Below are 13704 nucleotides of genomic sequence, written 5' to 3'. Positions count from 1 at the left end.
AAATCCGCGCTAAGCTGACGGTCAGGAGGGCCGCAAAATGTCAGTCAGCTATACCGAGGACCACCCCAACAAGATGATCGCATTGATCGTCAGAGGATCGGTCACACGGCAGGATTTTGATGAGATTCTGCCCAAGTTCGAAGCCTTCATGGAAAGGCACGACAAGATACGCCTACTGGAGATCGTCGAATCCTTCGACGGGTTCGACCCCTCGATCATGTGGGACGGTATGATCTTCGACTTCAAAGCCATCCCGCACATCACCCACTGCGCTGTCGTGTCCGACATTCCGTGGATGAGCCCCATGGCCAAGGCCGCTGGGGCCATGACCCCGATCAAGATGAAGACCTTCAATCTGGATGAGGTCGAAGCCGCGCAGATCTGGCTGGCGAATGCTGTTTAGGTCAGTTCGGCTGCGCAAAGCGCCTTGATCCCGCGGCGGATATGCGGCTGACCGGCTGCACAGTCTGTGCACAGGTTCTGTACGCACTCTGCCAGCTCGTCTTTGGGGACCAGACGGTCGACAAGACCATAGGAAAGCGCCTCGTCCGCAGTCAGTTTCTGACCCGCCAAAAGCACCATCTTGGCGCGCGCCGGCCCGATCAGGGCCCGCATCCGCGCTGGATCAGATGGCTGCGGCAGGAACCCCAGCTTCATCACCGGATAGAAAAACTTGGCCTCGGGCACCGCGATACGCAGATCGCAGGCCAGCGCCATGCCAAAGGCCCCACCCGCCAGCGTCCCGTTCAGCGCGGCGATTGTCAGGGTTCCGTCAAGGCGGGCGATGGCACCCGAAAGACGCTCCCACACGTCATCGGTGGCCAGACCGGCGCGCGCCTCGTCCAGATCGGCCCCGGCGCTGAAGACCTTGCCCTCGCCGGTCAGGATCAGGGCGGCAATCTCGGCTTGCTGAGCCTCTTCTGCGATCACCGCCAATTCGGTGAGCATCGCCTTGGTCAAAGAGTTCGCCTTGTCCGGACGGTCGATGGTGACGGTCCAGATGTTGTCGGCCTTGTCCAAGCGGATCATGAGGTTACTCCCACACGGCTGCGAATGTCGGGGTCACGCAAAGAGATTTCCTGCCCCAGAAACTCGTCCGCCTCGGCACCACACATCCACAACAGCGCCTTCGCGGGCCATTCGGGCGGGATGTGATCAGACCATTCCAACTGGCTGACCGGGTTGATGCCACTGGCCTTGATTTCTTTCTGCATCTGGGTCGCGACGGTGCCCGGGGACAGGCCTATCGCGCGGATCCCGTTTTCACGCTCTTCCTTGTCGATGCAGCGGGTCAGCATCGCGGCCCCGGCTTTCGAAGAGCAATAGTGGCTCCAACCTTCGACCGGCCCATGCGCCGCGCCAGAGCTGACGCCCAGAAACGTCCCGCCCCCTTCGGCGCGCATCACTGGCAGGGCCGCGCGGACGCAGTTGAAAACACCCTTCAGGTTGATGTCGATGACATGGGCCCAGCCTTCGGGGTCAATGTCCTCTAGCCGCCCGATGGGTTCGACAACGCCTGCGTTGTTGATCACGATATCCAAGCGACCAAAGGTATCCAGCGTCGCCTGAACGGCGGCCTCGACTTCCCAGTAGCGGCTGACGTCGCAGGGAATGGCCAGCGCCGCATCGCCCAGCTCTCCGGCCAGCTCGATGATCGACTCTCGCGAGCGCGCCAAAAGCGCCACCTTCGCGCCAGCCTCTGCAAAAGTGCGGGCGGCGGCGGCACCGATCCCCCGGCTTGCGCCCGTGATCAGGGCTACTTTTCCTGTTAGGTCTGTCATAATTTCGTCCCCCTTACGCACCAATAATAACCGGCTGCGAAAACATGCTTAACACCGGAAACCACCCTTGACCATCTTGACCCGGACAGGGATGCTTTGACCCAGATTTAGAATTTATGAAGGTTCCTCATGACCAATCCAAAAACCCTTTTCACAAGCTCGGCTGCTATCGCGCTGTTGTCCGGGTCGGCCGCATTTGCCGACATTTCGGCCCAGGAAGCCTGGCAGAGTTTCCAGGATTTCGGCGCACGATACGGCCAGCGTGTAACGGGTGACGAAAGCATGAGCGGCGGCGTTCTGACCGTCTCGAATGTCGAGATGGCGATGACCGTTCCGGAGGCCGACATCAAAGCCACCATCGGTGACCTGATCTTCACAGAACAAGGCGACGGCACGGTCCTGATCGAAACCGGCCCCCAGATCACCTATAAGATGGACGTCGACCCGGAAGAGGGTGAATCCGTCTCGATGACGATTGTCGTGACGCAGGAAGGGATGAAAACCATCGCCTCTGCCGAGGGCGACAAAACCGCTTATGACTTTTCGGCTGACATGCTGACGATGGAATTCGTCGATTTCGATGTGGAAGGCGAAGAGGCAGAGCTGAACGGCTCTGTGACAATGTCCGGGCTGGACGGCAAATACGAGATGACCGACAGCGACATGGTCAACGGCCTCTCCGAGACCAACATCGAAGAGACCACCTATGCGGTCACCGTTATTGAGGATGGCGAGGGTGTGAACTTGTCGGGTTCGATCCAGAACCTGACCTCGGAAGCGGTCTTTGCTATCCCATCGACCATGGATCCGGCCGATTTCACCGCAATGCTGAAGGCAGGTCTGAATATTAAGGGCAGCTATGCCTACGACAGCTATGAATTAAACATGGATATCGAAAGCCCGACCGAGGCGGGCACCGTCGTCATGGGCGCGTCCAACGGTGCGCTGGATCTAGAGCTGAACGAACAGACCATCGACTATGGTGGAGCGGCCTCGGATGTAACCATGCAAATCTCGGGCATGCAGATTCCCTTCCCGCAGATCGACGTCGCGTTCGAGAAAGTCGGTGGTCGCTTCCAGATCCCCGTCGGCGCCGAAGAGGCAGGCGATTTCGCGATGAAGCTGGAACTGGTCGGCCTGACCGTCAGCGAACAGATCTGGGGCATGTTCGACCCCACCGCCGTTCTGCCGCGCGATCCGGCGACGCTGGTGATCGACACAACCGGCAAACTGCGCTGGCTGTTTGATCTCTTTGATCCCGAAGCCGCCGAGCTTGTCGAAGCCACCGGTGGTCAGCCCGCCGAGATCGAAGCGCTGGATATCAACGAACTGGTTCTGTCGCTTATCGGAGCAAACCTCACCGGCAACGGCAGCTTTACCTTCGACAATTCCGACACCACGACCTTCCCGGGCATGCCTGCGCCAAGCGGGTCGGTCTCGCTGAACTTGCAAGGCGCAAACGCCGTGATGGACAATCTGGTCAAGCTGGGCTTCGTACCACAGGATCAGGTCATGGGTGTCCGCATGATGCTGGGCATGTTCGCGCGTCCGGGTGCGGGTGCGGACGAACTGGTGTCTGAAATTCAGGTCACCAAAGATGGTCAGGTTCTTGCCAACGGCCAGCGTCTGCGCTGATCCTGCCTCAGTTTGAATGCTTCACGCCCCGCGCCACCTTGCGCGGGGCGTTTTGTTGACCTAGGTCCATTGGGACGCATTGAAGGGCCCCTTTATGACGCAATCGCTAGACACGCTTACCCAAACCCTGTTGGAAACCGCCAAACGCGCAGGTGCCGAGGCCGCCGATGTGCTGGCCGTACAGGGCACTGCGATTTCCATCGACGTGCGCGGCGGGGCGCTGGAACAGGCAGAGCGGTCAGAGGGGATTGATCTGGGTCTTCGGGTGCTGATCGGCAAACGTCAGGCCTGCGTGTCGGCCTCTGACACCAGCCTTGCCACGATGCAGGCGATGGCCGAACGCGCCGTGGCCATGGCGAAAGAAGCGCCCGAGGATCCCTATATCGGTCTGGCCGAGCCTGACCAACTGGCAAGCGACTGGGATGTCGCGGCGCTGGAACTGGCGGACCCGTCAGACGAACCCTCGCCCGCGGCCCTGCAGGATGACGCCCAACGGGTCGAGGCCGCGGCCCTTGCTGTTGATGGGATTTCGCAGGTCGAAGGCGCAAGCGCTGGCTATAGCCACCAGCAAATCCATCTGGCGACCAGCAACGGGTTTTCCGGCGGCTACGCCCGGACGGATCGGGGCATCTCTTGCTCTGCCATCACCGGCACCGGCGCGAATATGGAGCGTGACTTCGCCGGCGAGGCCCGCATCTATCAGAACGATCTGCCGTCGCCGGAATCGATCGGCCAGCAGGCCGCCGAACGCGCCCTGGCCCGCGCTAATGCGCGGCAACCGGCCACCGGCGCTTATCCGGTGCTGTTTGATGAACGTATCTCGACCTCGCTGATTGCGCATCTGACCTCGGCCATCAATGGCGTGTCGGTCGCGCGGGGATCATCGTGGCTGCTGGACGCGATGGGAGAGCAGGTACTGCCCAAAGGCATGTCGCTGACATCATCCCCGCATCGGGCACGGATCGCGGGATCAAAACCCTTCGACGGTGAAGGGCTGGCGACCCGCGAAGTAACATTTGTCGAAGACGGTATTCTGAAGAACTGGGTGCTGGATCTGGCCACGGCCCGCCAGCTTGGCCTGACCAGCAACGCGCATGCAGCACGCGGCACCACCGCCCCGCCCTCGCCCAGCGCGGGCAGCCTTAGCCTGACGCTTGGCGACAAGACGCGCGACGAGTTGATCGCCGAGATGGGCACGGGCCTTCTGGTGACCTCGATGATCGGGGCGACGATCAACCCGAATACCGGCGACTATTCCCGGGGCGCCGCTGGCTTCTGGGTTGAAAACGGCGAGATCACCCATGCCGTCAACGAATGCACCATCGCGGGCAACCTGCGCGACATGCTGAAGACGCTGATCCCCGGAAATGACGCGCGGATGCACCTGTCGCGCCCGATCCCCTCGCTTCTGGTCGAAGGTCTGACCCTTGCCGGAAAGTGACCTGCCCCTTCTGATCGAGGCTGCGAAAGAGGCCGGGCGCATTGCCACCCATTTTTGGGGGAACTCTCCGGAAGTCTGGGAGAAATCCGATGGCCAAGGCCCCGTATCCGAGGCCGATATCGCCGTGGACCGCGCCCTGCGTGAAATACTGACCGATGCCCGTCCGAACTATGGCTGGCTGTCCGAAGAAACCGAGGACGACCTTGCACGTCTGCAGGCCGATACGGTGTTCGTCGTGGATCCGATCGACGGGACCCGCGCGTTTCTGAATGGGGAACCAACCTTTGCGACCTCTATCGGCCTTGTCCAGAACGGGCGCGCCATCGCCGGGGTCGTTTACCTACCTGCGCTCGACAAGCTTTACACGGGCGCGATTGGGGCTGGCGCCGCGCTGAACGGAGCAGCTATCCAGACCTCGGACCGGGTCGCGCTGGACGGGGCCGACATTCTGGCCGCTAAACCCACGTTTCAGGCGCATCACTGGCGTGACATGCCGAACGTCCAACGCCATTTCCGCACCTCTCTGGCCTACCGTTTGTGCCTTGTGGCCGAGGGTCGCTTTGACGCGATGCTGACCCTGCGCGACACGTGGCATTGGGACATCGCCGCCGGGGCGGTGATTGTCGCCGAAGCTGGCGGGGCCGCCACCGACAAAACCGGGGCGGACCTGACTTTCAATTCGCCAGTTGCCCAATCTCAAGGCATCGTCGCCACGGCGGGGGCGCTTCACGCCGAAACCATCAAACGGCTGGCCTGACCCCTTTCCCCGGCCCGCCCCTTGGTCTAGGGTCCGCCGCGAAACGCGCCACCCGCGAGGAGTTAAAAAATGGCCCAACGACTGCACCTGGTCTTCGGCGGCGAACTGGTCGACCCGACCAAGTCTGTCTTCAAAGACGTGGACGATATTCACATCGTCGGCATCTTCCCGAACTATCAATCCGCCTATGATGCGTGGAAGGCCGAAGCTCAGCGCACCGTCGACAACGCCCATATGCGCTATTTCATTGCGCATCTGCACCGCCTGCGGGACGAAGAAGCCGCAGCCAGCTCGACCGAGGAACTCGGCTGAGCCTTCTAACCCGCATTCTGTCCAGCCTTGCGCTGCGACTGTCTCAGCTGCGCGCCCGACTGGTGCGCGGCCCCGACGCTCCTGCCCTGCAAGAGCGTCAGACCATCCTGTCCCCGGAAGAGGTTCTGGTCTGGATCCACGCACCAAAGGCCGGGGCAATTCCAGCGCAAGACGTCGCTGCGGATCTGATCAACGGCAACCCCGAACTGCCGGTTCTGCTGACCCACCCTGATGGGTTTGTGGCCGAAGATGCACCCCCAGACCTGCTGCGCCTCGATGCGCCCCTTGATGGCGCTCAGGCCATGCGCAATTTCCTGCGCGACTGGGAACCGCCGATCGCGCTGATCTTCGCCGAGCTGGCCGACCCCGGCCTGTTGCTGAAGCTGCGCGCCTCTGGGGCCTGCGTCCTGATCTACGCGCCGACCGAACAACCGGGCGATCACGGGTTTGGCGATGCCAGCCGCCTTGTGCTGCGTGGGTTGCTGCGGCAGGTGTCCACCGTTCTGACAGCGACGGACGCGCAGGCGCATACCCTGCATCTGGCGGGACTGCCCTCGGGGCGAAGCCTTGTCACCGGTTGTCTGCCCAACCGTCCGGCCCCCGACCCGGTCGATACCACCGCCAGTCAGGCCTTGGCCGCGCAACTGGCTGGCCGCCCAAGTTGGCTGGCATCTGATCTGAGCGAGGAAGAAGAAGACATCATCCTGACCGCCTATGAGCGCACTGCGCAAAAGGCACACCGCAGCCTTCTGGTTGTCCAGCAATCCTCGCCCGAGCGAGCCGCCGCGATGACCGAAAAAGCCCGAGCACAGGGTCGGCAGGTCGTTCAGCGCTCGACAGGTCAGAAAATCCAGTCCGAGACCCAGATCGTCATCGCCGATGTTCCGGCAGAGGACGCCCTTTGGGCGCGGATCGTCCCCCTGACCTTTATCGGCCAGACCCTGCGCGGCGTCGGTGGGTCCAGCGACCCGTTTGTCCCCGCGTCCCTTGGCGCCGCCATCCTGCACGGTCCCCGCTTTGGCACCTTTGCGTCCGACTACCAAGAGTTGGATCGGGCCGGTGCCGCGCGGGTGGTGCGCGACGTCGACCAGCTATCGCGCGTATTGATCGAGCTTCAGGCAGCTGACAAAGTGGCGCAGATGGCCCATGCCGCTTGGGATCTCGCCACCAAAAGCGCCGAGGCGACGGCGCTGATCTCTGACGTGATCCTGGCAGAGGTCGCCAAAAGGAAGGCATCGTGATGCAGCCGCCCCGGTTCTGGTACAAATCGCCGTCCTCTATCGACCCGCGTGCGCTGGCGCTGGCCCCATTGGGGGCGCTTTATGCGCGGGCAACGGCGCGGCGGCTTGCCAAGGGGACGCCGCTGAAGCTGTCGGTCCCCGTGATTTGCATCGGCAACCTGAATGCAGGCGGCACCGGCAAGACGCCCACTGCCATCTCGCTGGCCGAACGATTGATCGCGCAGGGCTACAACCCGCAGTTCCTGTCGCGTGGCTATGGCGGCAGTGTTGAAGGCCCAATCCAAGTCGACCCGCGCAGCCATACGGCGGCCGAGGTTGGTGACGAACCCTTGCTGCTGGCTGCTTTTGCACCGGTCTGGGTCGCCAAGGACCGCGCCGCCGGGGCTGTGAAGGCCGTAGAGGCCGGTGCCGACGTCATCCTGATGGACGACGGGTTCCAGAACCCCTTGGTTCACAAGGACCTTTCACTGATCGTGGTGGATGCGGCCAAGGGTTTTGGCAATGGCCGCTGCCTGCCCGCTGGCCCCCTGCGAGAGCCCGTCGCAGCCGGCATGGCGCGCGGCGATCTGGTTCTGTCGATCGGGCCAGACGATGCGCAGGACCGCTTTGCCGAAACATGGGGCTCGCAGATCGCATTGCCCCACCTGAAAGGTCAATTAAAACCGCTATTTACGGGGATGCCATGGGAAGGTCAGCGGGTTCTGGCCTTTGCTGGCATCGGCCACCCAGAGAAGTTCTTTGCCACCCTTCGCCTGATCGGCGCCGAGGTGCTGCACGCCGAGGCCCTGTCGGACCACCAACCCCTGACACCCGCCCTGATGCAGCGCCTGTCGAACGATGCGAAAACCCTTGGCGCACAACTGGTTACCACGGAAAAAGACGCCGTCCGCCTGCCCGATGCCTTTCGGATGAAAGTGCTGACCCTGCCCGTCCGACTAGACATTTCCAACCCCGACCCTCTGGATCAGGCGCTGGACCGGATCGGGCTGCCCACCAAGACCTGAGGCCCTGAAATCGACGTATGGAATGCGTACAAAACCTGTACAGAAACCGTACATACGATTTGGGTGGCGCCGGAAGTCCGGGGGCCTGAGAACCATGCGGGTCTGGTTTGTCGAGAACGCGGCCTGTTATCGCGCTGCCCGTTGCCAGTCCACGATCGCCGTAACTTGCTCTCCTTGAAAAAGCGCCCCTGACGCACTTAGCCTTAGGCCGTCGCCCCGGAACTCGACGTTGCGGCGTTGCTCTGTCCCAACCCAATTCGGGCAGGATGAATGGGTGACGCGGTGGATCACGTGGTCGCCAAAATATTCGAAAGGCCCGGCGTAAGTGATCTGTGACTTGATGGCAGCGGCGTCCTCGTCCGCGGTCCCCCCGAAAGGATCGTTCACAGCATAAGGCGTCCGTTTAGCCGCACTGAGGTGCACGAAGACAAACCCGTCGGGCGAATAACTTATGTAGCCCGTGGCGTATTCCCCCAGTGGATAAAGCCGTTTTCCGTCCGGTCTCTCATTATACCAAGCCACCAGCGCCCATGTTCCCGTCAGCGGAGTATGTACAGCCATTTTGCAGCCTTTCATTTGCGAACTTGGCCCAAAAACGTGACAGGCCCTTCGTCCACAATAGATCACCAGCGGCTGAAAACCGAATTCGGCACTGCCCAGAGCAGGTTCAGCCCGCTAGAAATCCAAGGATATGCTTGGCTAATTCTTCTGGTGCTTCTTCGGGGATCGCATGCCCACATGGCAGGCCGACACCCGAGACGTGGTTTGCTTTTTCCTGCCAAGTCGCCTTGACGTCATAAAGCTCTCCGACGACGCTTTGCTCGCCCCATATGGCCAACAGCGGCGCCTTGATGCGATTGGTCTGGGCTTCCCGGTCGTGCTTTAGATCAATGCTTGCGGAGGCGCGGTAGTCTTCGCAAATCGCATGGAGCGTGGCCGGATCACTGTAGCTGCGCAGGTATTCGGCGATCGCGGCCTCATCCACAGACCCTTCGATCTTCACTTGGCCCGAGATATGTCTGCGCAGGAAATATTCCGGGTCCGAGGCGATCATTTTCTCGGGCAGCCCATCTGGCTGTATCAAGAAAAACCACCAGAAATAGCGCGTGGCAAACTCCTGATTGGTGAGCGAATACATTGTCAGCGTCGGAGCGATATCTAGGACGACCAGCCGTTCGACCGCATCCGGGAAATCAAGCGCAAGGCGATGCGCGACGCGCCCCCCGCGATCATGACCAACAACCGAAAACGTTTCGTGGCCCAAGTGGTTCATCAAGGCGATCTGGTCGGCCGCCATCACCCTTTTGGAATAGGGGTAGTGCGACGGATCGCTATCAGGCTTGTCACTGTCACCATACCCCCTGAGGTCGGGCGCGATCACCTGATAGCCCGCCCCTACAAGGCGCGGGGCAACCTTGCGCCAGACAACATGGGTTTGCGGATGACCGTGCAACAGCAAGACCGGCGGCCCTGTTCCCGCACTGGCATAGTTGATGTCAAGATCGGGCAACTGGACCTTTTGGACCTCAAAGCCCTTCAGAAAGGCAGAGGCGGCCACTTACACCCCGTCCAGCACGGCGTCCGCGATGGCAGCGCCACAGGTTTTGGTGTCGGCCGCTCCGCCAAGGTCAGGCGTGCGCAAGGCCTCTTCTGACAAGACTTTTTCAATCGCAGAGACAATCGAGGTGCTGGCCTCTTGAGCGCCCAGATGTTCTAGCATCATGGCCGCTGCCCAAATCTGCCCGACCGGATTGGCGATGCCTTTTCCGGCGATATCCGGCGCGGACCCATGGACCGGCTCGAACAGCGAGGGGAACTTGCCTTCCGGGTTGATGTTTCCTGAAGGTGCGATCCCGATTGTGCCGGTGCAGGCGGGGCCAAGATCAGACAGGATGTCGCCAAACAGGTTGGACGCCACAACAACATCGAACCAGTCCGGGTGCAGGACGAACTGCGCCGTCAGAATATCGATATGGTATTTGTCGACCTTAATGTCGGGATATTTCGTCGCCATCTCTGCGACCCGCTCGTCCCAATAGGGCATCGTGATCGAAATGCCGTTGGATTTGGTCGCCGATGTCAGATGCTTGCCCCGTTTTGCGGCCAGATCGAATGCATATTTCAAGATGCGGTCGACGCCGACCCGGCTCATGACGGTTTCCTGCATGACGATCTCTCGATCGGTGCCGGGGAACATCTTGCCGCCGATGGACGAATATTCGCCCTCGGTATTCTCGCGCACAATCATCATGTCGATGTCACCCGGAGCGCGACCCGCCAGTGGCAGCGGAACGCCGGGCATGGCGCGCGCAGGGCGCAGGCTTACGTATTGATCGTATTCCCGGCGAAACTGGATCAGCGATCCCCAAAGCGAGATGTGATCAGGCACAACCTCGGGCCAACCAACGGCCCCGAAAAACAGGGCATCACTTCCGCTAAGCTGCTCCTTCCAGTCATCAGGCATCATTTGCCCGTGCTTTTGGTAGTAATCAGCAGAGGAAAAATCGTGATCGACAAAATCAAAGCCAAGATCGAACCGTTTCGACGCAGCCTCTAGAACGCGAACGCCTTCCGGGGTGGTTTCTTTCCCGATCCCGTCACCGGGGATGACGGCAATTTTCCAGCTGTTCTTTGGCATTGGCTTTGTCCTTATGTTCGCGCTCTGAGCACGCCAGTGTTGAGGTCAGGCATCAGAAGCACGGCGCAAATCTTTCGTGGACCTCAAGTGTTACGCGGTTGGACCGAAGAACTAAATGGAAAAGCGCCCTTGTGCTAAGTCGGTCCATTTTAAACCGCACAGAGTCTTTAGCTGCGGGCTACAATCGGCCATTTGCAAACTTTCCGCGAATTTATATCGAAGGTCGTAGCCACCGCGCACGGCTGGTTAGCAAGTTAATGGCTTAGAAATAAAAGATATTTGACCGATCCCGCGCCCTGCGGAGTCCGTCAGCAGACAAAAGAGCGCTCTCAACCGTTCGTGTCAGGAGTTCAGAAACGCTTCTACCTCGTCCATGCTATGACAGACTTTCGCGCGAATGCGTTCCCCGAATTTTGCAAGTGTGTTCGCCTCCCAATCGGTCACCCATGCAACGTCTTGTCCCGTCTCAGGCAAAGGTGGCAACAGAACAAATTTTCGCAACGTTGAGTTAATGATTTCTGATCGAAACTCATCTCCGCTGACCCATTGATAGTCGGTGTCAGATAACCCGCGTTGAGAAGTCGAAACATCCGCAACCCAGTGCTTGACGTTGTTGGTACGGACCCAGTTTAGAGCGGCCAGAACAGCCTCCCTTACACGCGTACCCTCATCATATTCATTGAACCACTTTAGATACACAGCCGCCAATTCCGGGCGGTAGGTGACGTCAACAAGATTTGGCGCTTGATGAATGAGCTCGCGATCCATGGTTCGTACCCTCTTGTCCTAAGGCCACACATTATTCCAGATTTGATAGTTTCGAACCAGAGTGCGCTAAGAAGGCCCGGCGATGGAAAAGGGGGATTGGCTATGAACTCTGGCCACTACAGACACGAGATTGTACTCAAGATGAAACTGAAGAGGTCTTGAGATGGCAGGATGCTGCGGAAATGACGCGAAGTTCGACGGAATGTCGGCCGAGTACAAGCGGCGGCTGTGGATCGTCATTGCCCTGAACGCCACCATGTTTTTGGTCGAGATGACGGCGGGCCACGTGGCCAAATCTCAGGCGCTTCAGGCAGATGCGCTTGATTTCCTTGGGGACGCGCTGACCTACGGTATCTCGCTTGCCGTTATCGGCGCTTCGATCCGCGCTCGGACAAACGCAGCACTGGCGAAGGGTATCAGCCTTTTCTTGATGGGCGCATGGGTTTTCGGCTCTACCGTCTACCGCGTTTTCTATGTCGGCGTACCCGAAGCCGAGATCATGGGCATCATTGGCGCACTGGCTTTGGCGACGAACGTCACAAGCGTCTTGCTTCTGATGAAATACAAGGACGGGGATGCAAATGTGCGCTCGGTCTGGCTCTGCTCTCGGAACGATGCGATTGGCAATGTCGCCGTCATGATCGCCGCTTTGGGCGTTTGGGGCACGGCATCGGGATGGCCTGATCTCATTGTTGCCGGGATAATGGCGAGCCTGTTCCTGTCGTCGTCCTTCCAGATCATCCGCCAAGCATTGGAAGAGCGGCGGATGGGAAATGCGCAGGAACATGAAGCTAACTGACTAGCAGGCGTTCGCTACAGCACGGTAGCAGGTATTGGTTCAGGCAACGAACCATCTGGACGAGTGCCGCCAAAAAACAACGGGCCCGAAGGCCCGTCATCCAAAGTTCGAATGCTAGGGCAGTCGCCCTTAGAGGTACCCGTCCAGCGTCTTGGCAAAATCGGCGTAGTTCATGTTGCCATGGGTATCGCCGTTGATGCGGAAGGTCGGGGTGCCTTCGATCTTGTCACGCTCGGCATTGGCTTTGTACCACTCGTGCAGGGCCTTGGCGCCCTCTTGGTCGGCAAGGCAGGCGTCCAGCTCTTCGTTGGTCAGGCCGGCGGTCAGGCCAATCGTGCGCAGGTTTGCAACAACATCCATTGGGGTGGCGCCGCTGACCCATTCCTTCTGCTTTTCATACAGCATGTCGTTGATGCCGAAGAAGCGCGACTCGCCACCGCAGCGGGCGACGATGCTGGCCCACAGGCCGTAACGGTCGAAATAGACCTCGCGGATGATGAACTTCACCTTACCGGTGTCGATGTAGTTCTTCTTGACGTCCTTGAAGACATTCTTGTGGAAATTGGCGCAGTGCGGGCAGGTGTAAGAGGCGTATTCGATCACAGTAAGCGGGGCGTTTTCGTCGCCCAGGAACATGTCTTTGATCTCGTGGCCCTCTTCGGCCCATGCGGTCAGGGGCATACCAGCGACGCCTGCGGTGGCGGCGGTGCTTGCCAGAAAGGTACGGCGATTGATCATATGTGCTCTCCTTAAGACTTAGAGCGGGTTAATACATGGCCCCCCAGACGCTCTAACGCCTGACGGAGGGTGTCGTCCTGGACCGAGCTTGCCAGCTTGGTCGCGTGTTCTTGTTCGGCCTGAGTGGGTTCGCGCCGTTTGGGGGCGGATTTGAACCCGGGCTTGTCCTCGGCAAAGCCCATGGCGGCGGTCTGGGTGAACCGTACGCGCGAGATCGCGGCATAGCCATAGCAGGCATTCACCTTGTCGCGGATCTGTTCCTTCTGCATCTCCAGCATTGGGCCCATGGCACCGGGGGTCAGCAGGGTCAGTGTCGCGCCAAAGCCTTCGCGGCTGTAGCTGACTTTGACGGGGCGGGCGTGGTCTGCAGTTTCCGGGCCGACGATCTCTTCCCAGTGGGTCAGAAGGCGAGACAGGGCAAAGCCGCGGGTTTCCCCGGCTTGCCGGATACGATCCGACAACAGGCCAGCGGCGCGCTCGAAGCCGCGCTTGCGCCGTTTGGGCGGCGAGTTCTGCTGTTCGGGTTTGCTCAAACCTGTCTTTTCCTTTTCTTCCACCTAACTTAGCTTGGCGACCGATTGGTAAAAAGG

The 13704-nt window shown here is 60.1% G+C and carries 16 protein-coding genes; 8 read left to right on the top strand and 8 right to left on the bottom strand.

Going from position 1 to position 13704, the window contains the following annotated elements; translation table 11 throughout:
• Window positions 1-37: 37 nt before the first annotated feature.
• Entirely contained in the window at window positions 38-403 is a 366-nt protein-coding gene (locus tag CLM58_RS02860) for a SpoIIAA family protein (protein WP_095594385.1), read from the top strand.
• On the opposite strand, the gene CLM58_RS02855 is transcribed toward CLM58_RS02860, so the two are convergent.
• Both CLM58_RS02855 and CLM58_RS02850 read right to left on the bottom strand, forming a co-directional pair.
• Window positions 400-1029, bottom strand: coding sequence for an enoyl-CoA hydratase/isomerase family protein (locus tag CLM58_RS02855; protein WP_095594384.1), 630 nt, complete (start codon window positions 1027-1029; stop codon window positions 400-402). The genes CLM58_RS02860 and CLM58_RS02855 overlap by 4 nt on opposite strands.
• Window positions 1026-1781 (bottom strand): SDR family oxidoreductase, encoded by a 756-nt coding sequence (locus CLM58_RS02850; RefSeq protein WP_095594383.1) that lies wholly within the window; start codon window positions 1779-1781, stop codon window positions 1026-1028. Before CLM58_RS02850 ends, CLM58_RS02855 begins: the two co-directional genes overlap by 4 nt.
• Window positions 1782-1910: 129 nt before the next feature.
• On the opposite strand from CLM58_RS02850, the gene CLM58_RS02845 reads away from it, so the two are divergent.
• From CLM58_RS02845 to lpxK, 6 genes are all read left to right on the top strand, one after another.
• Entirely contained in the window at window positions 1911-3416 is a 1506-nt protein-coding gene (locus CLM58_RS02845) for a DUF2125 domain-containing protein (RefSeq protein ID WP_095594382.1), read from the top strand.
• Between the two features lie 94 nt (window positions 3417-3510).
• Complete coding sequence (locus tag CLM58_RS02840; protein ID WP_095594381.1) at window positions 3511-4857, top strand: TldD/PmbA family protein; 1347 nt, start codon at window positions 3511-3513, stop codon at window positions 4855-4857.
• On the top strand, window positions 4844-5614 hold the full coding sequence (locus CLM58_RS02835) for a 3'(2'),5'-bisphosphate nucleotidase CysQ (RefSeq protein ID WP_095594380.1): 771 nt from the start codon (window positions 4844-4846) through the stop codon (window positions 5612-5614). The genes CLM58_RS02840 and CLM58_RS02835 overlap by 14 nt, the downstream gene beginning before the upstream one ends.
• Before the next feature lie 69 nt (window positions 5615-5683).
• A complete protein-coding gene (locus tag CLM58_RS02830; protein WP_095594379.1) occupies window positions 5684-5926 on the top strand; it encodes a DUF4170 domain-containing protein in 243 nt (80 codons plus the stop codon).
• A 62-nt stretch (window positions 5927-5988) separates the two neighbouring features.
• Window positions 5989-7167 (top strand): 3-deoxy-D-manno-octulosonic acid transferase, encoded by a 1179-nt coding sequence (locus CLM58_RS02825; RefSeq protein WP_158221837.1) that lies wholly within the window; start codon window positions 5989-5991, stop codon window positions 7165-7167.
• Window positions 7167-8171: a tetraacyldisaccharide 4'-kinase gene (lpxK, locus tag CLM58_RS02820; protein ID WP_095594377.1), complete on the top strand. Its 1005-nt coding sequence runs from the start codon at window positions 7167-7169 to the stop codon at window positions 8169-8171. The genes CLM58_RS02825 and lpxK overlap by 1 nt, the downstream gene beginning before the upstream one ends.
• Window positions 8172-8297: 126 nt before the next feature.
• Here lpxK and CLM58_RS02815 read toward each other — a convergent pair whose 3' ends face one another.
• From CLM58_RS02815 to CLM58_RS02800, 4 genes are all read right to left on the bottom strand, one after another.
• On the bottom strand, window positions 8298-8732 hold the full coding sequence (locus CLM58_RS02815; protein WP_158221836.1) for a lipocalin-like domain-containing protein: 435 nt from the start codon (window positions 8730-8732) through the stop codon (window positions 8298-8300).
• 106 nt (window positions 8733-8838) lie between these two features.
• Entirely contained in the window at window positions 8839-9729 is an 891-nt protein-coding gene (locus tag CLM58_RS02810) for an alpha/beta fold hydrolase (RefSeq protein WP_095594375.1), read from the bottom strand.
• A complete protein-coding gene (locus CLM58_RS02805; RefSeq protein WP_095594374.1) occupies window positions 9730-10809 on the bottom strand; it encodes a tartrate dehydrogenase in 1080 nt (359 codons plus the stop codon).
• A 342-nt stretch (window positions 10810-11151) separates the two neighbouring features.
• Complete coding sequence (locus tag CLM58_RS02800; protein WP_095594373.1) at window positions 11152-11577, bottom strand: hypothetical protein; 426 nt, start codon at window positions 11575-11577, stop codon at window positions 11152-11154.
• A 163-nt stretch (window positions 11578-11740) separates the two neighbouring features.
• On the opposite strand from CLM58_RS02800, the gene CLM58_RS02795 reads away from it, so the two are divergent.
• Entirely contained in the window at window positions 11741-12376 is a 636-nt protein-coding gene (locus CLM58_RS02795; RefSeq protein ID WP_095594372.1) for a cation transporter, read from the top strand.
• Between the two features lie 129 nt (window positions 12377-12505).
• Here the strand turns inward: CLM58_RS02795 and CLM58_RS02790 are convergent, their stop codons facing one another.
• On the bottom strand, window positions 12506-13114 hold the full coding sequence (locus CLM58_RS02790; RefSeq protein ID WP_095594371.1) for a thioredoxin domain-containing protein: 609 nt from the start codon (window positions 13112-13114) through the stop codon (window positions 12506-12508).
• A gap of 11 nt (window positions 13115-13125) precedes the next feature.
• Window positions 13126-13647 (bottom strand): DUF721 domain-containing protein, encoded by a 522-nt coding sequence (locus CLM58_RS02785; RefSeq protein ID WP_095594808.1) that lies wholly within the window; start codon window positions 13645-13647, stop codon window positions 13126-13128.
• Window positions 13648-13704: the final 57 nt, after the last annotated feature.

The organism is Actibacterium pelagium (assembly GCF_002285415.1).
Taxonomy (GTDB): domain Bacteria; phylum Pseudomonadota; class Alphaproteobacteria; order Rhodobacterales; family Rhodobacteraceae; genus Actibacterium_B; species Actibacterium_B pelagium.
Note: the sequence above shows the minus strand (reverse complement) of the source record. Positions and strands in the feature narration are given on the sequence as shown.